Annotated in this window: 15 protein-coding genes and 1 tRNA gene; 8 read left to right on the forward strand and 8 right to left on the reverse strand. The window is 37.9% G+C overall.

The genetic code is table 11. The features are described 5' to 3' along the window. The first annotated feature begins 28 nt into the window (after positions 1 to 28). Both EZ456_RS09465 and ade read left to right on the forward strand, forming a co-directional pair. On the forward strand, positions 29 to 2,005 hold the full coding sequence (locus tag EZ456_RS09465; RefSeq protein ID WP_131529517.1) for an alpha-ketoacid dehydrogenase subunit alpha/beta: 1,977 nt from the start codon (positions 29 to 31) through the stop codon (positions 2,003 to 2,005). A gap of 93 nt (positions 2,006 to 2,098) precedes the next feature. Beyond that, positions 2,099 to 3,736, forward strand: a complete 1,638-nt coding sequence (ade, locus tag EZ456_RS09470) for an adenine deaminase (protein ID WP_131529519.1) — start codon at positions 2,099 to 2,101, stop codon at positions 3,734 to 3,736. A gap of 146 nt (positions 3,737 to 3,882) precedes the next feature. Here the strand turns inward: ade and EZ456_RS09475 are convergent, their stop codons facing one another. The 3 genes from EZ456_RS09475 to EZ456_RS25725 all read right to left on the reverse strand — a co-directional run bounded on the left by EZ456_RS09475 (position 3,883) and on the right by EZ456_RS25725 (position 7,323). After that, complete coding sequence (locus EZ456_RS09475) at positions 3,883 to 4,491, reverse strand: SprT-like domain-containing protein (protein WP_205945061.1); 609 nt, start codon at positions 4,489 to 4,491, stop codon at positions 3,883 to 3,885. Between the two features lie 133 nt (positions 4,492 to 4,624). Then, entirely contained in the window at positions 4,625 to 5,002 is a 378-nt protein-coding gene (locus tag EZ456_RS09480; protein WP_131529521.1) for a GxxExxY protein, read from the reverse strand. Positions 5,003 to 5,055: 53 nt separating this feature from the next. Further along, positions 5,056 to 7,323 (reverse strand): helix-turn-helix domain-containing protein, encoded by a 2,268-nt coding sequence (locus EZ456_RS25725; protein ID WP_131529522.1) that lies wholly within the window; start codon positions 7,321 to 7,323, stop codon positions 5,056 to 5,058. Positions 7,324 to 7,705: 382 nt separating this feature from the next. On the opposite strand from EZ456_RS25725, the gene EZ456_RS09490 reads away from it, so the two are divergent. Further along, positions 7,706 to 9,289, forward strand: a complete 1,584-nt coding sequence (locus EZ456_RS09490; protein ID WP_131529524.1) for a peptide chain release factor 3 — start codon at positions 7,706 to 7,708, stop codon at positions 9,287 to 9,289. A 73-nt stretch (positions 9,290 to 9,362) separates the two neighbouring features. Here the strand turns inward: EZ456_RS09490 and EZ456_RS09495 are convergent, their stop codons facing one another. Then, positions 9,363 to 10,397, reverse strand: a complete 1,035-nt coding sequence (locus EZ456_RS09495; RefSeq protein ID WP_131529526.1) for a helix-turn-helix transcriptional regulator — start codon at positions 10,395 to 10,397, stop codon at positions 9,363 to 9,365. A gap of 605 nt (positions 10,398 to 11,002) precedes the next feature. Between EZ456_RS09495 and EZ456_RS25090 the strand changes: the two genes are divergently transcribed. The 5 genes from EZ456_RS25090 (at position 11,003) to EZ456_RS09510 (ending at position 14,569) form a co-directional block, all read left to right on the forward strand. After that, positions 11,003 to 11,073 (forward strand) — tRNA-Ser (locus EZ456_RS25090). Between the two features lie 25 nt (positions 11,074 to 11,098). Next, positions 11,099 to 11,254, forward strand: coding sequence for a hypothetical protein (locus EZ456_RS25095; RefSeq protein WP_165501290.1), 156 nt, complete (start codon positions 11,099 to 11,101; stop codon positions 11,252 to 11,254). 183 nt (positions 11,255 to 11,437) lie between these two features. Next, positions 11,438 to 12,535 carry a slipin family protein gene (locus EZ456_RS09500; RefSeq protein ID WP_131529528.1) on the forward strand — a complete coding sequence of 366 codons (1,098 nt, stop codon included), beginning with the start codon at positions 11,438 to 11,440 and terminating at the stop codon, positions 12,533 to 12,535. 63 nt (positions 12,536 to 12,598) lie between these two features. Then, entirely contained in the window at positions 12,599 to 13,138 is a 540-nt protein-coding gene (locus tag EZ456_RS09505; protein WP_131529530.1) for a hypothetical protein, read from the forward strand. Positions 13,139 to 13,144: 6 nt separating this feature from the next. Continuing rightward, on the forward strand, positions 13,145 to 14,569 hold the full coding sequence (locus EZ456_RS09510) for an RtcB family protein (protein WP_131529532.1): 1,425 nt from the start codon (positions 13,145 to 13,147) through the stop codon (positions 14,567 to 14,569). A 330-nt stretch (positions 14,570 to 14,899) separates the two neighbouring features. Here the strand turns inward: EZ456_RS09510 and EZ456_RS09515 are convergent, their stop codons facing one another. From EZ456_RS09515 to argH, 4 genes are read right to left on the reverse strand one after another with little or no spacing between them, the layout of a single operon-like run. After that, complete coding sequence (locus EZ456_RS09515) at positions 14,900 to 16,153, reverse strand: pyridoxal phosphate-dependent aminotransferase (protein ID WP_131529534.1); 1,254 nt, start codon at positions 16,151 to 16,153, stop codon at positions 14,900 to 14,902. Between the two features lie 30 nt (positions 16,154 to 16,183). Beyond that, the gene (locus EZ456_RS09520) at positions 16,184 to 16,516 is read right to left on the reverse strand and encodes a type II toxin-antitoxin system RelE/ParE family toxin (protein WP_131529536.1); all 333 of its coding nucleotides are present in this window, start codon (positions 16,514 to 16,516) and stop codon (positions 16,184 to 16,186) included. After that, positions 16,516 to 16,704 (reverse strand): hypothetical protein, encoded by a 189-nt coding sequence (locus tag EZ456_RS09525; protein ID WP_131529538.1) that lies wholly within the window; start codon positions 16,702 to 16,704, stop codon positions 16,516 to 16,518. The genes EZ456_RS09520 and EZ456_RS09525 overlap by 1 nt, the downstream gene beginning before the upstream one ends. A 20-nt stretch (positions 16,705 to 16,724) precedes the next feature. Beyond that, positions 16,725 to 18,056, reverse strand: coding sequence for an argininosuccinate lyase (gene argH / locus EZ456_RS09530; RefSeq protein ID WP_131529539.1), 1,332 nt, complete (start codon positions 18,054 to 18,056; stop codon positions 16,725 to 16,727). Positions 18,057 to 18,190 lie beyond the last annotated feature (134 nt).

Genomic DNA, 18,190 nt, shown 5'->3' on the forward strand with positions numbered 1-18,190 from the left:
AAAGGCTCCTTAGTCAAAATAACCAGATATGCAATTTAATAGAGGTGATAAAGACGACAAATTCTTATTGAATTTATATAAAAGATTGCTTTACCCTCGAATGGTTGAAGATAAAATGCTCAAACTTTTGCGTCAGGGCAGAATTGGCAAATGGTTTTCGGGCATTGGTCAGGAAGCCATTGCAGTTGGTAGCACTTTAGCCATGCAAAGTGAGGAGTATATTTTGCCCATGCACCGCAACTTAGGTGTTTTTACTTCGCGCGATATCCCCTTAAAAAAATTAATGGCCCAATGGCAAGGTAAAATTACCGGCTTCACCAAAGGCCGCGATCGCTCTTTCCATTTCGGCACACAAGATTATAAAATTATCGGGATGATCTCCCACCTGGGCCCACAGATGGCCTTAGCTGATGGCATCGCTTTGGCTGATATGCTACGCCATCAACCACATGCTACTTTGGTTTATACCGGAGAAGGGGCAACCAGCGAAGGCGATTTTCATGAGGCGGTAAATGTTGCCGCAGTTTGGAACCTTCCTGTTATTTTTCTGATCGAAAATAATGGATACGGCCTTTCCACTCCAAAATCAGAGCAGTTCAGATGCAAAAACCTGGTAGATAAAGCCATTGGCTATGGCATAGAAGGCATTCAGATCGACGGGAATAATATCTTAGAAGTTTATGATACCATTAATCAGCTGGCCATGGAAATCCGCAAAGATCCTAGACCAGTTTTGGTAGAATGCCTAACCTTCAGGATGCGTGGCCATGAAGAAGCATCGGGCACTAAATATGTTCCGCAAGAGCTGTTTGATGAGTGGGAAAAGAAAGATCCCTTAAGCAATTACGAAACATATTTAATTGAGCAGGGTGTTTTAACGTCTGATACTATTATTGACATCAAAATCCAGGTAAAAAGAGACATTGAGCTGGAGGTTGAAGAAGCTTTTAACGAAGATGAGCCGATTGCTAATGCCAATCAGGAGGAGGCCGATATGTATTTTCCCTATACGCAACAGGTTATTCAGCCCAATCAATCTTCTACTGAAAAAAGATATCTGGATGCCATAACCGATGGGTTGGATTTGGCCATGCAAAAATATCCTAACCTGGTTTTAATGGGACAAGACATTGCCGATTATGGTGGGGCTTTTAAAATTACAGATGGTTTTACCGCTAAATATGGCAAAGGCAGAGTCCGCAATACCCCCATCTGCGAATCAGCCATTGTGGGTGCAGGTTTAGGCCTATCTATAAATGGTTATAAAGCAGTTGTAGAAATGCAGTTTGCCGATTTTGTAACCGTCGGATTTAATCAGATTGTGAATAACCTAGCGAAAACACATTACCGCTGGGGCGAAAAGGCCGATGTAGTGGTGCGCATGCCTACAGGTGCAGGAACCGGTGCAGGACCATTTCACTCACAAAGCAATGAAGCCTGGTTTACTAAAACACCTGGTTTGAAAATTGTTTATCCGGCTTTTCCTGAAGACGCGAAAGGCTTATTGCTGGCTGCAATCGAAGACCCAAATCCGGTACTTTATTTCGAACACAAATACTTGTACAGAAGTTTAACTGCTCCTGTTCCAGATGGTTATTACACGACAGAAATTGGCAAAGCCGTTACGCTTGCAAAAGGGAATAAATTCGCGATCATCACTTACGGATTAGGCGTTCATTGGGCTTTAGATTACCTCAAACATCACCCAGAAAGCGATGCCACATTAATTGATCTGCGTACACTTCAGCCCTGGGATAAAGAAACCGTAAAACAAGCTGTTAAAGCAACCGGAAGGGTTCTAATTTTACATGAGGATACCTTAACAAACGGTTTTGGTGCCGAAATTTCTGCCTGGATTGGAGAACATTGTTTCGCTTATCTCGATGCCCCGGTAATGCGTTGTGCAAGCTTAGATACCGCCATTCCAATGAGTAAAATATTGGAAGAAGATTTTTTGGCTAAAGCAAGATTAGCAGAAACGATTGAGAAATTATTGAAATATTAAATAGTTTTGCCACGGAAACACAGAAATCACGGATAATATCAATTATTAATTCCGTGTCAATCCGTGTTTCCGTGGCTAATTTATACAAACAGCATGAGCAATTTTAAAGTCGAAGGAAATATCATCAACATCACCAAGCGGAATATTTTCTTTGGCGAAGTAGAGGTTGAAGAAGGAAAAATAAAATCAATCTCAAAAATTTCTGAACAGAAAGAAGGCACTCATTTCATCTCACCAGGCTTTATAGATAGCCATGTGCACATCGAAAGCAGCATGTTAATTCCAAGTGAATTTGCGCGGTTGGCGGTTGTTCATGGAACGGTTTCTACTATTAGTGATCCACACGAAATTGCCAATGTTTGCGGCATGGAAGGTGTAGAATTTATGATCGAAAATGGCAATACAGTGCCGTTTAAATTTAATTTTGGTGCACCTAGCTGTGTTCCGGCTACGGTTTTCGAAACTGCAGGGGCTGAACTAGATCATGATGATGTAAAGGCCCTCCTAGAACGCCCTGAAATAAAATACCTCAGCGAAATGATGAATTTTCCTGGAGTGCTTTATAAAGATGAAGAAGTTTTAAAAAAGATTGCTGCTGCGCACCAGTTGGGTAAACCTGTTGATGGACATGCCCCGGGATTACGTGGCGATGCTGTTCAACAATATATCAATGCCGGAATTTCTACCGATCATGAATGTTTTACCGCAGAAGAGGCGCTGGATAAATTGCAGCGTGGCATGAAAATCCTCATCCGTGAGGGAAGCGCGGCCAAAAATTTCGAAGCACTAATCGATCTGCTTAACGATTGGCCAGAAATGATGATGTTCTGCAGCGATGATAAACATCCGGATAGTTTAGTCGAAAACCATATTAATCAGCTTTGCGCAAGAGCAGTTGAAAAAGGAATCGATATATTCCATATACTTAGGGCAGCCTGCATTAATCCTATTCTTCATTATAAATTAGATGTTGGCTCACTGCAGATTAATGATGATGCAGATTTTATTGTGCTTGAAGATTTAAAAAACTTCAAGGTTAAACAAACCTATATTGATGGATTATTACTTGCCGAAAATGGCAAGACAGTGGGCGATTGGGTAAAACATATAGAGGACCAGGAATCAGTTAATCACTTCCATTGCAGTGTAAAAAAAGAAGGGGATTTTATTTATCCATTCACGGGACAAAAAGAAATCCCTGTTATTGAAGCTTTAGACGGGCAATTGATTACTAACAGAATATCTGCAAAACCGAAAGTTTTAAATCAAAATATCATTAGTGATCTGGAAAACGATGTTTTGAAAATGGTAGTTGTAAACCGTTATCATGACGCACTTATTGCTGTTTCATTTGTAAAAAAATTTGGCTTAAAACAGGGTGCAATTGCATCGAGTGTTGCCCACGATAGTCATAACATTATTGCCGTTGGTGCCGACGATAAAAGCATCTGTGAAGCCGTTAATCTGGTAATCAAAGAAACTGGGGGTGTAGTAGCCCTGGGGAATGGAAAAAAAGAAGTTTTAGCTTTACCGGTAGCAGGCTTAATGAGCAACCATAACGGTTATCAGGTTGCAGAAAGTTATACTTCAATAGATCAATTTGCAAAAGATTTGGGTTCTACTTTGCTCGCCCCTTTCATGACGCTTTCTTTTATGGCCTTATTGGTGATTCCACACTTGAAACTAAGCGACAAAGGTTTATTTGATGGGGATGAGTTTAAGTTTGTATAGCTATTTGTCATTCTGAGCGCAGCGAAGAATCTATTCACTTCAATTAATATTGTCCTAAGGTGCAAATTAGTTCGAATTGCAAGACGAAAGTGTGAGGCGATGCGTCAAAAGATTCTTCATTGCATTCAGAATGACAGCAACATAACTTATTCCACCACAAAAACCTCTGCCAAAGGATTAAATAAATACAATCGTTTATCATCCAAACAGATACAACGGTAGCGTTTTCTAATCCGTTCGCCTTTGGTAAAACGCCTGCCATCTTTGATTTTAAAAGTGGTATTGATGGGCAATTGCTCTAAATGTAAGGTCTCCGTTTTATTACTATCATACTTTTTTAAAGCACGCGATAAATGCAGATCGGAACAGCTTGAGGCTGCCGGATTAGACATATAATTATCAATCGCTTTGTGGATATCATCAGGAAAGATCTTCATATCAAAAAAGGGAATCATCATGCGCTGGAAGTTCTTCTTCCACTCTGTGCCATGCGGTTTTACCTTATTCTTAAAATCGTTCCAGGTGAGTAAATGTGCAAACTCGTGTACTGTGGTAACCAGAAAAGCATAATGGTTGAGATTGAAATTTACCGAAATGCGATGGCCTTTGTCTTGATAAGGATGGCGGTAATCGCCCAGTTTTGTAGAACGGGTTTTGGCTATCTTAAATTCGCATTGAAAATAATCTATCCATTTTGCAATTAGCGGCGCCGCTGGTTCGGGCATATACTGCGCTAAAACTTTAACCTTTTCCACGGATGCTAAGATAAATAATTTTAAGGTTTAACCACAAAGGGCACAAAGTTTTACACAGAGAAAACAGAATCTTCCTATAGCTCTTTTTAACCACAGAGTGAACTGAGTTTGCACAGAGAAAGCAGAGGTAATTTCAATATCCATTTACAACCCGCTTAATTCCATCTTTTAATCTTAAAACATTAAAATTCATTAATAACCCGAATCTATATCCACCTAATTTTATATAGGTTAACGTTTGTGCAAGATGAATATCATTTAGGGAATCTATACTTTTCAATTCTAAAACCAGTCTATTCTCAACCAAGATATCAATTCGATAACCACAATCCAACCTTACATCTTCAAATCGCAGGGGCATTATTTTTTCTTTTTCAACTTGAAAACCTGCCTTATCAATCTTATAAAACAAACATTCTTTATAAGCACTCTCTAGCAAACCTGGCCCGAGAGCTGTATGAACATCTATAGCCAATCCAATAATGGTTCTTGTTAATAAATCTTCTTTCATAAAGCTTTGTGTTCTCTGTGCCTTACCTCTGTTTTCTCTGTGGTTAAAACATCTTATTCTTCGGATGGAAACAACGATGCCAGCACCAATTTAATCTCACCAAAAGAATAGTCTTTCCCTAAAAACTCCCTTATCGTCGCCATCGATTTTGTTTTCTGGCTCTCCACCGCATCGGTAATGTTTTTGATTTTATTGGCTTTTACCAGTTTGGTTACATCCAATTGTTGTGTAGAAACATAATAGGCCAAATGTCCCTCAATGGTACCGACAGAAAAACCACGTTCTTTTGCAATTTCTTCTATGGTTTTCCCTTGCTCATAAAGTTCGAAGCTCACCAGCTTGGTATCAATCTTTGACTCTTTTTTCTTTTTCTCTACTGCAGATTTCACTTTTAATACCTCTCCTTTTAGCTGAATGGCTTTCTGAAGTTGATTATTTCTTTCAACCGTATTTAACAGTGCATCGGTATCGGCTTTGCTAAACTCTTTTCCGGCAATAAGCGCTTGCAATAATGCTTTGCTTTTATGCATTTTTTTCAATTGCTCATACACCAAAATTTCGAGTTCTAACAGTTCTGTAACATAGGTTTTAATCTGCTTTTCTTCTTTTATCGCTTCAATTTGGGCTAAGAAACGATCTGAAATTTCCTTAACTAAAGGATTAAAATATTTTAATGCCGCCTCTACCCTTTTCGATACATTAAATAAAGTGTGTTCGGTTTGCTGTGCGAAAAGATTTTTCAGCTGATTAACAAATGTATCGGCTGTGGCGGTTATTTTTTGAAAGTCGGTATAAACGGTATCAGTCCAATCTTCGTGCTTTTGTTTGGTCGATTTTTCGCTTTTATCAAAGGTTTGACGGTGTTCTTTTAGATAATAGCGAATCAAATTCAGGTCAAATGCAGCAAACAGATAACTGCGGATAAAAGTATAACTTTCTATGCTGATCTGCTCGTTCAGCACTTCCGATGGCAGTTTTGTTTTAGAGAAATAGTGTACATTCTGATCCTGTTGCAAACCACTATCGCGCAGGTGAGAAGTTAAAACCAAACCTTTTAACGAGCGTAAACGCGATAAGGCCACATAAGCCTGGCCAGGCGCAAAAGCATCACCAACATCAATAATGGCTTTATCAAAAGTTAAACCCTGACTTTTATGTACTGTGATTGCCCAAGCTAGTTTTATGGGATATTGGATAAACGAACCAGCTACGTTTTCCTTAATTTCGTTGGTTGCTTCGTCTAATTTATATTTTACATTCTCCCAGGTGTAGGGCGAAATCTGGATCACTACTTTGTCTTCGGGCAGTTCAATTTCAACTACATCCTTTTCAATATGGTGCACCACACCAATCTTACCATTGTAATACCGCTTTTCGGCAGTCATGTCATTTTTAATGAACATCACCTGCGCACCAACCTTTAACTCCAAACTTTTATCATTTGGATAAGCATACTCATTAAATTCCCCCTGAACCTTTGCATCAAAGAAATAGGATTTGGTTTTCAGCTGGCTTAATCTTTCACGGTTAATGCTATCAGCTTTATTGTTATGGGTGGTTAAAGTGATATAATTTTCATCTGCCGAGGGTTTAAAATCCTGTTTGAAATGCTGCCTGAGCAAGGCTGTATCTTCTGCGGTGATTTTGTTGTTCCGCAAGTTGTTCAGCAAATCGATAAATACCGAATCATCCTGACGGTAAATTTTATCCAGTTCGATATAAACTGGCGGATTATCATGCAAGGCCAGTGCATCAAAAAAATAAATACTTTTATAAAACTTGGCCATAATGCGCCACTCATCGTTTTTTACCACAGGGGGCAGCTGATGCAAATCGCCAATAAACAGTAGCTGTACCCCACCAAATGGAAGGTTCCTGTTCCTTCGCACATAACGCAAGGCGAAATCGATCGCATCAAGCATATCGGCACGTAACATACTCACCTCGTCAATCACTAGTAATTCTAATTCCTGCAACATGCGGCGTTTATTGCCTTGCATATTTAAATGTTTTACCAGTGTTTTGGGCGTATTGAAGTTGAAATTGATATTCTCATTAATCAAAGCTCCTGCCGCATCTGGAAAAAAAGCCCCAAAAGGAAGTTGAAAAAGCGAATGGATAGTTACTCCTGATGCGTTGATTGCAGCGATACCCGTTGGTGCCACAATTAAGGCTTTTTTGTGTGTAAGTTTAATCAGTTTCCGTAAGAAAGTTGTTTTACCAGTACCCGCTTTTCCAGTCAAAAAAACGTGTTTTGAGGTATAATTAACAAATTTAGCCGCAATTTCTGCGGGCATAGAAGTTTCTTCTAAAGTGGGCATCGGCAGTAAAATTTTAGTTTACAATAAACGGAGGGATGAATAAAGCTAAACATTTTAGCACAAAATTAAACAATCATTGCTAAGAAATTTTCATTTTTGATCGATAATTTTAAGTTTAAGCCAACAGCTTCACCAAAGAAGTCAAGTTTTAAAAACTTGACTTCTTGAAATTTTTCGTAATAACATCACTACATTAACAAAATAACCACTTTCACTGCTTTTCAAAATATCCAGTCCCACAATAAAACAATACAACAACCTAACAATTAATGATAAAGCTTTTTCTTATCTTTGCGGCCTGATGAAACAACAATATTCAAATCTTATCGCTGTTAAATTCCTTTAACAAGGTTTCATCACCTTTTACACCCAAAATTTTATTATGCTTAACCCTGAAATAGAAAAACGTAAAACCTTTGCCATTATTAGTCACCCCGATGCGGGCAAAACCACGCTGACAGAAAAATTTCTGCTTTTTGGTGGAGCAATTAACACTGCTGGTGCGGTAAAAAGGAACAAAGCGAACCAAAGTAATACCTCCGATTTTATGGAGATCGAAAAGCAGCGTGGTATTTCTGTGGCAACTTCGGTTATGGGTTTCGAATACAGTGGCAAACGCATTAATATTTTAGATACGCCTGGTCACAAGGATTTCGCCGAAGATACCTACAGAACTTTATCGGCTGTAGATAGCGTAATCCTGGTAGTAGACTGTGTAAAGGGTGTAGAGGAACAGACAGAGAAACTAATGTCGGTTTGCCGGATGCGTAACACGCCTGTAATCATTTTTATCAACAAAATGGACCGTGAGGGTAAAGAGGCTTACGATTTACTAGATGAAATTGAAGAAAAACTAAACATCAGCCTATGCCCGCTTTCATGGCCTATTGGTCAGGGACACACTTTTAAAGGTGTTTACAGCATTTACAATAAACATTTAAATTTATTCAATTCTGATAAAACCAAAGTAACCGATTCGGTTGTGGCGGCAAGTGATTTAAATGATCCATCTTTATTAAACTACTTAAAAGAAAACGAAATCAATGCTCTGAAAGATGATGTTGAATTGGTTAACGGCATCTATGGTAACATTGATAAGGATTTATATACCGATGGTTTAGTTGCGCCTGTATTTTTTGGCAGTGCCATTAACAACTTCGGGATAAAGGAACTTTTAGATACATTTATTGATATCGCTCCTAGTCCTAGACATAGGGAAGCAGAAGAACGTGATGTATTGGTTGAAGAGAAAAATTTCAGTGGGTTCGTGTTTAAGATCCACGCCAACTTAGACCCGAAACACCGCGACAGAATTGCCTTTTTAAGAATTTGTTCAGGTAAATTTGAACGCAATAAATTTTATTACCATACCCGTCAGGATAAGAAACTGAAGTTCTCTAATCCGATGGATTTTATGGCAAACGAAAAAAGCATTGTTGAAGAAGCCTGGCCAGGCGACGTGGTGGGCCTATATGATAGCGGTAACTTTAAAATCGGCGATACTTTAACCGAAGGTGAAAAACTGCAGTTTAAAGGAATCCCTAGTTTCTCTCCATCTATTTTTAAAGAGGTCGAAAATATGGACCCAATGCGCACCAAACAATTGGAAAAAGGCATTGAGCAGTTGACCGATGAAGGTGTTGCGCAGTTATTCGTGATGCAGCCCGGAAACAGGAAAGTGATCGGTGCGGTTGGTGAGCTTCAGTTCGAGGTAATCAATTTCAGGTTAGAACACGAATATGGTGCCAAATGTCGTTTCCGTACCTTGAGTTATACCCGATCGAGCTGGGTAACTTCTACCGACAGAAAGAAACTGGATGAATTTGTAAAACGTAAACAACAGCACATCGGTTTCGATAAAGAAGCTAACCCAGTTTATTTGGCCGATAGCGAATACATGATTAATTTAACAAAACAGGACTATCCTGATATTGATTTCCATAAAACCAGCGAGTTTAAGAGTTAAAATTGAATGAGGGAATGATTGAATGAGAGAATTTATTAGCACAGTTGCCAATATTCTCTCATTCAAAATTCAATCATTTAATATCTACCTCCTCCTTAGTCTTATATTGGTTAAAAGTCCATTCTAGCCGTCTTTTAATTTTTGAGATCAACAATCGCGGTGAAAGCACTTTAACACATTCTCCAAAGCCTAAAATTTCGCGTTCCAGTTCATAATTTAATACCACATCGATCCTAAAAGTTGTTGTTTTTTCGTTCTTACTTAATACCACCTGCGATTGATGCATTGGTTTCGTAACCACATAAGGCGCATGATCGTTTGTAAATTCGAGGATCACTTTCTGCGCACGATCTCGTTCATTTTTCGTTACACCGATCAGATCTTCATAATACCGATCGAAATCTACCCCTTGGTATACAACAAACTCTTCATTAGGCAGTTCCTGAAATTCTACAATCCGATCTAAAGCAAGGTTCAATATTCCAGGCCGCTTTTTTGCTTTACAGATCAAAAACCATCTGTTTCTGTACTCTTTTAATAGATACGGAAAATAAATGGCCTGTTGCGATTGTTGTGCCTTGAAAGATTTATATTCAATCAATAGCGACCGTTTATTCAAAACCGCTTGATACAATGGTGGAATGCATTCTAAACCTTTAACCAGTTTATTGCTTTCCAGCTGGATATTATTACCACTTTGTTTGGTTGATTTGTATAGGTTATTTTCTAAACGGGCAATCATATCGCTCATTTCGTCGAAATAATTAAAGGCATTAAACTGCTTCAGTACGCCAACAATTTCTTTCATTTTATCTACATCGGCATTATTGATTGGGGCTTTAGTTATACTGAAACCCAGGTCTTCGTAAGCGTAAAAACGTTTATCCTTCACTACGATTGGTGCATTGTAGCCAAGCTTGTCACTCCGCATCAGTTGGATATCCGCCTGGATCGTCCTCTTGCTCACCCCCGTGGTAATTCCTTCCAGTTCATATAAGGTTTCTGATACTTTTTCGATAATATCTTCTAATGTCCATTTACGGAAACGGTTCTTCAAACAATCGTCGATGGTTTTATACCTGATGAGCGCCAATTTATTTACTGCCATTTTTAATCAATTTGGTTTTCAAGCTAAAATCTGATCGAAAAGCTTACCTAAATATAAGAAAGCATTTATCATCTACGCAATACAATTGCGCAATTGATAACAAAAAGAAATATTTTTCGGCAAAAATTAAATTTATGAAACTTATTATCAATGACTTATCAGTTTAACAACAAAATAATTTTTACTACGCAAATCAGCCGCGTAGTGGTGGTGGCATCTTTGTAATGTCGCCAGTCGATAAAGTTCTTTGATAAATATTAACAATAACAATCTGATTTATAAAGACAGTTTACTGTTTTAAATGATACGCGCTCTCAGTTATGCTGCTTCGATTTATTTGGGTAAGCATTTCATTAAAATGAAGCCCCTGTTCCGAACATGCGGAACAGGGTGATGTTTGTAAAATGTTATCACAAATCAGATCAATATAAAGAAATTCCGATGAACAATCGGAATGGCAACACTAAATAAAACTGATCCAATGTTGTGGGTTTCGGAATAGCCCCAAAGTATTCGGGCAAATTGCTTAGAATATGCTGATAAGGATTATGATAGATTGTCTAAACACGTTGTGTGTCGTGGGTTCGAATCCCACTTCCGAAATAATTCGGAATAACTCAGTAGGTTAGAGTAACAACCACCAAAATGCAGGTTCGAATCCTGCTTCCAAATGCCACTTGGAATCGCATAAAGGTAATGCAATGGATTTAGGTTCCATCTTAAAAGAAGAGCAACTTTTCAAATCGCTCACCAGAATAAGCGTTGCGCAACCGCATTTGGCTTCAAGATTTTTCGAAATTCCAAAAGCAGATCTGTGTTTTGCTCAGCAAGTATCAACGCAACAAGAAGAGATTTAAAAATCAAAAAAGTTAAATCTAAAAGGCAAAATGTTCTAAAGAGCAGAAGCCCGATTAGAAAAATTAGTTTCATTTTAAACAAGCTTGATAAACTTTTACTTCCGCAGAAAACAGGTAAATGTTCTTCCGCAACGCTTTTAAAAGAGGAAATAATAACAGAAATAAATTTTAAAACCATAAAACATGAAAAGAGTAACCATTAACACCAATTATGTTGGATTGGTGTTTAAAAAAGGAAAATTAAAAAACGTTTTAACCGCAGGTACATACTGGTTAGGTTTCGGCGAAAGCATGACTTTGTACGATATGGCAAAAGAGTATTATTACACGGTTGCCGAATTGGATATTTTATTGGAAAATACAGATTTTGTGAATTTGATTCACTTGTTAAGTGTTGCCGATAATGAATTGGCCTTAGTTTATCAAAACAAAAATTTCAAAAACGTTTTAACCGCTGGCAGACATGCCATTTGGAAAGGTTTGTCTACATATAACTTTGTTAAAGTAGATATCAGCAATATCAATATTGATGAAACCATTGACAAAAACTTATTGGAGAAAGCACCATTATTGAATTACATCAGGGCTTATAAAGTAGAATCTTTCGAAAAAGCATTGTTATTTATCGATGGTAAATTTGAAAGGGTAATGGAATCAGGAAACTATGTTTACTGGAAAAACAGTACTACTGTTCAAGTTTTAAAAACCGATATGAGACAATTGAATATGGAGATTATCGGTCAAGAAATCTTAACCAAAGATAAAGCTCAATTGAGGATAAATTTCAGTATTCAATATAAAGTGGATGATATCATCAAAGCCTTATTGGAGAACAAAGAATTTGAAAAACAATTGTACATCACCATGCAATTGGCATTAAGAGAATGTATTGGCTTAATGACTTTTGACGAATTGATGGAAAGCAAAGAAAAAATTGCTGAAGTAGTAATGGGCATTACCTTGGATAAGGTCGAAAACCTGGGTGTAAAATTAACCAACTGCGGTGTTAAAGACATCGTTTTACCTGGTGACGTTAAGGAAATTATGAACCAGGTTTTAGTTGCCGAAAAAAGAGCACAAGCCAATATCATTACCCGAAGAGAAGAAACGGCCTCGACCAGGAGTTTGTTGAACACCGCCAAATTGATGGAAGACAACGCTATGTTGTATAAGTTGAAAGAGATGGAATACTTAGAGAAAATCGCGGAGAAAATCAACAACATCAGCTTATCGGGCAGCGGACAAATTGTAGATCAATTGAAACAAATCTTCGTAAAATAAATTAAATTTAGAAACCCCTCGGTTAGGTGAGTGTTACCTACCGGGGATTGAACAAGAAATAAAATGAGCAATCACTCGAAAGAATACAATAATATTGATGAAATGCTAATAGCATCACAAACAATGAGGAATTATCAGTTAATGCACAATGCCATTAGAAATGATTATATCGTATTGCTTGAAATAACCGGAAAAAGTCAAGAAAATCAAAAATCATTCGATGCATTATATCGAGCATGTATAATTAGTATGTTCTCACTAGTTGAATCGGATATTTATGGATTGAATGTTCTTGATCCTTACCCTAACTACAGTGACAAACACGATTTTACAAGTAAATTAGAGAAGACTTTTAAGCAAATTTCTAGAACATGGGAAAAGGAGGAGATAAAACAACAATATTTTTATTCTTGTAAACCCCAGTTAAAAGTTTTAAAAAGAATGAGAGATGAAATTATTCATCCGAAAGAGATTTCACATATACACATTGCCACGGAAACAAAGTTTAAAGAGCTAAAAGCAGTGTTTAATGATTATGATAGTTTTATCAACGATTTGATGAATAACTTCTTTTTGAGCACAAAGATTAATCTTTTTAAGTAAACAACAATGAACAACAACATAACAGGTAAAACCCTGATAGAAATAGGTTATTCCGAAGGAAAAATAGTAGGTCTGGCTTTAGCTATCCTGAAAGAAAATTTCACGGATATTGGAGAAAAAGAATTATTGGCCTTATTTAAAAAAGCAAAAGACTATCCAGAAAGTTTTTTGGATGACGAAGTATTAAGTAATCTGGCAACGGGTTTGATTGAGGAAGCCAATCCAAAATCAGACGGAACCATTGAACTGATTAACAACGCTAAAGATTATTCAATTTTCGGCGCTGATTATATTGAAGAAGGAGCCAGACACCAAATGGATATCGCCATGAAATTACCGGTTTCGGTTGCGGGTGCACTAATGCCCGATGCCCACCAAGGTTATGGTTTGCCAATTGGTGGTGTACTAGCTACAAGAAACGCAATTATTCCTTATGGTGTAGGTGTTGATATCGGCTGCCGAATGGCTTTAAGTATTTTCGATATTCCGGAGAAACACTATTTTGGAAAGGATGCCATGTACAAAAGAGAGTTAATTGCCTTTACCAAATTCGGCGCAGGGCAAAACTTTAAAGGCAACGAAAAAGCCGACCACGATGTTTTGGAAAATGAAGCTTTCAACTCCACTCCTTTTCTTAAAAATTTACACGGAAAGGCTTGGGCGCAGCTGGGTACTTCGGGTGGTGGAAATCACTTTGTAGAATGGGGGATTATTGATTTTGCAGAGCGTGATGAAATTTTAAATATCGATAAAGGGCGTTACGTGGCATTGCTTACGCACTCTGGTTCTCGTGGATTTGGAGCCACCATTGCGGGGCATTACACCAAATTGGCGAAAGATATTTGTAAGCTCCCAAAAGAAGCTGCAAATCTGGCTTATTTAGATTTAAACTCTGCCGAGGGGCAAGAATATTGGATTGCCATGAACCTGGCTGGCGATTATGCTTCAGCTTGTCATGAGGTGATCCATAAACGATTAACCAAAGCCATCGGTGCTAAAGTTTTGGCCAAGGTAGAAAACCACCATAATTTCGCCTGGAAAGAAATGCTTGATGGTGAAGAAGTAATTGTTCACCGAAAAGGTGCTACACCTGCCGGTAAAGGTGTGATGGGGATTATCCCCGGAAGTATGACGGCACCCGGATTTTTGGTACGCGGTAAAGGAGAAATGAGTGCCATCAATTCAGCATCACATGGTGCCGGACGTCAAATGAGTAGAACAAAGGCGATTCAATCGATTACCAAATCGGATATGAAGGCCATTTTAAAAGACCATAACGTTACTTTAATCGGAGCAGGCTTAGATGAAGCGCCAATGGCCTATAAAGACATCAACAAAGTGATGGCAGCACAAACTGAGCTGGTTGATGTAGTAGCCAAGTTTGAACCTAAAATGGTGAGAATGGCTGATGATGGAAGCAGGGAAGATTAGTTTGGAGTTTTTAGTTGAGAGTCTTGAGTCCAAAGTCCTTAGTCTGGAGTCAAAAATGCAATCCTATAAAAAAATCGTCATCTCGACTGCGCTGCGCTCCACTCGAAATGACGATCAAATCAAAAAAACCCTCTTCAAAATTAATTGAAGAGGGTTTTCTATGCGTTTTACTAACCGATCTGCACAACTCTAAGTTAAATAAACCTGATTGAAGTGGAAACAACAGCTTTTCAGCTTTTGTTGAAACAAAAAGCAGGACTACAATAACCGATTAGCACAACAATTGCTTTCCAAAAAAAGCGCTTATATTGTTCAATAAGCTATAAATGATTATTTCAACTTACTCAAAGCCGTTTTAATTCTTGGCAGCATATCTTTAATATCCTGCAGGGTACAGGCACCAACCGATGCCCTGAACCATGGCATACTATCTTCATTTCCGAAAGCAGAGAATGGAACCAAAGCAGCCCCAGCTTCTTTAATCAGATAGAAATTCACATCTGCACTGTCTTTTAAAACTTGACCATCTTGAGTAGTTTTTCCGATATAATCAATTTTAATGGTTAAATAAATGGCGCCCATTGGCTCAACAGCATCAACATTAAAGCCCTCGTTTTTTAATTCGTTAAAACCGTTGTAAAGTGCATTTAAGCTATCTTGAATATGGCCTTTAAAACTAGTCAGAAAGGCATCAACCTGTGTTTTATCGTTAAAATAGTTAGACATTGCAACCTGCTCGGCTTTTGGTGCCCAAGCCCCCATGTGGCCAACCAAAGCTTTCATTCTATTGATAATATCTTCAGGACCAAAACCCCATCCTACACGTACACCAGTTGCAGCCAGGCATTTCGAGCTACCATCAACAAAAACGGTAAACGGACGCATTGCAGGGCGCAAAGAAACTGGATTTACATGCTCTTTTCCGAAAGTTAAAAGTGAATAAATCTGATCATACATCATGTAAAGTGGTTTTTCTTCAGCGCCACGTGATGCATTTTCCTCTAAAACGGAATCGCAGATTTCAGCTAACGAATTTGCATCGAACATGGTTCCTGTTGGGTTTAATGGCGAACATAAAGCCAATAAAGTTGCACCTTTCAAATGCGGTTTTAACTGTGCAGCTGTTGGCATAAAATTATGCTCAGCATCAGTTTCTACGGCAATGGTTTTAGCCGAAGTTAAATGTGAATAGTGGTTATTATTCCATGATGGAGCAGGGAAAACTACAGTATCTCCCGGATCAATCAAAGCCAGATAGGTAGCATAAATCAATGGACGCGAACCACCAGAAACTAAAATACTGTTGGTGTTATATTCTAATCCGAATCTGTCTTTCAACAATTCAGAAACCGTTTCGCGTAATTGCAAAACACCATCAGCTGGTGGGTAGTTAGTTTGATTGGCATTGTATGCATCAACAATTCCCGCTTTTAATTCGGTTGGAATCGGGTAAATGTTGGCATCGAAATCGCCGATGGTTAAATTGGCAATTGAAGCGCCTTTGCGTTTCATTTCGTTAACCTCGTTACCAATTTTAATAATTTCTGAACCAATTAATGAACTGGCCAATACTGAAACTTTCATATATATATATTGAAACTGCTTTTAGCAGATTTATAATGCTTTAATTATTTTTTGAAGTTCTTTTTTATCAATACTACTTTCTTCTGATTTATCGTAGAGCGTCAGCATATTGATAATCGTACCATCAGGGGTATTTGATACTAAATAAGTTATTATCCTAAATCCTCCACTTTTACCTTTTCCTTTGCTTTTTACAGCAAGTCTAATTTTGTATAAACCTGCTCCGAGATCATTACCTTGCTGCGGATTTTCAAGAAGTTTCTCTTCGAGTTCGTAGAGATCTTCCACTAAAGAAAGATATTTCTTTTTATAGACTTTGGCTTTTTTGATAAAAACGTCTGAATAAATAACCTCATTAGCCATTAAATATCTTTTAAGCTTAAAGGCTTCCGTTTTCCTTGCTGCATTTCCTTAATTTCTTTTAAAGCCCGAGCAATTTCAGAAGTTATCTGACTTGTTGGTTCTGATTTAACTTTTGCACCAATTTTGCTAAGGAATTCTTTTACAAAACCTGCATCTTTATCCTTAATTTCTATTGTTAAAGTTGTCATAACTACAAATTTAGCAAAATTTATTTAACCAAATCTCCAATTGCTTTATTCACTTTTCCGAAACCAAATTGAGACAAGACACCGTGCATTGCTGCAGAAATCTGCTCGTTACACAGGTTGCCAATGCTTCCTTCGTGTGTATGATGTATTTGGCCAGAAGGTGCAAAAGTACCATTTTCTATCTGTTCGCCAACAATTTTATAAGCCTCTCTAAATGGAACACCTTGTAGCGCCAAGTCGTTCACTACTTCAACGCTAAACAGGTAGTCGTATTTTTTATCTTTCAAAATATCATCCTTTATGGTGATGTTCTGAAACATGAAAGTAGCGATCTCCAAACATTCGTTTAACGAAGTGATTGCTGGAAAAAGGTTTTCTTTTAGCAACTGTAAATCGCGGTGATAACCCGATGGTAAATTGGTAATCATCATGGCAATTTCGTTCGGCAAAGCCTGAATTTTATTGCAGCGTGAGCGGATCAGCTCAAAAACATCAGGATTTTTTTTGTGTGGCATAATGCTCGAACCAGTGGTAAGCTCTGCCGGGAAACTGATGAATCCGAAATTCTGATTAATAAACAAACAAACATCCATAGCCATTTTAGCTAAAGTTGCAGCAACTGCACTCATTGCCTGCGCTAAAATCCTTTCAGTTTTGCCACGGCCCATCTGCGCGTAAACCACATTATAGTTTAAACTTTCAAACCCAAGTAAATTGGTTGTTAAGGTTCTGTTTAATGGGAATGAAGAACCATAACCTGCGGCAGAGCCCAAAGGATTTTTATTGCAGATTTTCCATGCAGCCAACATCAGTTCCATATCATCTGCCAAGCTTTCGGCGTAAGCACCAAACCATAATCCAAAAGATGATGGCATGGCAATCTGCAAATGTGTATAACCAGGAACTAATTTATCTTTGTGTGTATTGCTTAACTCAATTAACTGATTAAATAAGGTTGAGGTTTGATTAACCATATCCTCGATGCAAGCCCTGAAGAACAGTTTTAAATCAACTAAAACCTGATCGTTACGTGATCTGCCACTATGGATTTTCTTGCCTGCTTCGCCAATGCGTTGTGTAAGCAACCATTCAACCTGCGAGTGCACATCTTCTACACTGTTTTCGATGGTGAAATTTCCAGCCTCAATTTCAGCGTAAATGTTTTTCAATTCTTGCTGAACCATTTTCAATTCTTCAGCTGTTAGCAAATTAATGGTTTCTAACATTTGTGTATGCGCCAAAGAGCCTAATACATCAAATTTTGCCATTTGCAGATCCAATTCACGGTCTTTTCCAACCGTAAAACTTTCTACAAACTGATTTACATCTATATTTTTTTGCCAGATTTTCATTCTTATGATTGCTCTATTTTATACCTGCACAATGGCAGTCGAAATACCCGCAAAAGTACAATAAATAGATTAGAATTAGGAATGAGATTGGCGTTCAACTCACATTTAAACGTCAATAAAGTCAATTTTATCTG

The sequence above is a fragment of the Pedobacter psychrodurus genome (assembly GCF_004331735.1).
Classification (GTDB): domain Bacteria; phylum Bacteroidota; class Bacteroidia; order Sphingobacteriales; family Sphingobacteriaceae; genus Pedobacter; species Pedobacter psychrodurus.

Bases quoted from the DNA above. Each gene is read 5' to 3' on its own strand.
- EZ456_RS09500 (WP_131529528.1), top strand. From the start codon at position 11,438: ATGAAAAGAGTAACCATTAACACCAATTATGTTGGATTGGTGTTTAAA.
- EZ456_RS09515 (WP_131529534.1), bottom strand. From the start codon at position 16,153: ATGAAAGTTTCAGTATTGGCCAGTTCATTAATTGGTTCAGAAATTATT.
- EZ456_RS09525 (WP_131529538.1), bottom strand. From the start codon at position 16,704: ATGACAACTTTAACAATAGAAATTAAGGATAAAGATGCAGGTTTTGTA.
- EZ456_RS09510 (WP_131529532.1), top strand. From the start codon at position 13,145: ATGAACAACAACATAACAGGTAAAACCCTGATAGAAATAGGTTATTCC.
- EZ456_RS09480 (WP_131529521.1), bottom strand. From the start codon at position 5,002: ATGAAAGAAGATTTATTAACAAGAACCATTATTGGATTGGCTATAGAT.
- ade (WP_131529519.1), top strand. From the start codon at position 2,099: ATGAGCAATTTTAAAGTCGAAGGAAATATCATCAACATCACCAAGCGG.
- EZ456_RS25095 (WP_165501290.1), top strand. From the start codon at position 11,099: ATGGATTTAGGTTCCATCTTAAAAGAAGAGCAACTTTTCAAATCGCTC.
- EZ456_RS09520 (WP_131529536.1), bottom strand. From the start codon at position 16,516: ATGGCTAATGAGGTTATTTATTCAGACGTTTTTATCAAAAAAGCCAAA.
- EZ456_RS09495 (WP_131529526.1), bottom strand. From the start codon at position 10,397: ATGGCAGTAAATAAATTGGCGCTCATCAGGTATAAAACCATCGACGAT.
- EZ456_RS25725 (WP_131529522.1), bottom strand. From the start codon at position 7,323: ATGCCCACTTTAGAAGAAACTTCTATGCCCGCAGAAATTGCGGCTAAA.
- argH (WP_131529539.1), bottom strand. From the start codon at position 18,056: ATGAAAATCTGGCAAAAAAATATAGATGTAAATCAGTTTGTAGAAAGT.
- EZ456_RS09465 (WP_131529517.1), top strand. From the start codon at position 29: ATGCAATTTAATAGAGGTGATAAAGACGACAAATTCTTATTGAATTTA.
- EZ456_RS09505 (WP_131529530.1), top strand. From the start codon at position 12,599: ATGAGCAATCACTCGAAAGAATACAATAATATTGATGAAATGCTAATA.
- EZ456_RS09490 (WP_131529524.1), top strand. From the start codon at position 7,706: ATGCTTAACCCTGAAATAGAAAAACGTAAAACCTTTGCCATTATTAGT.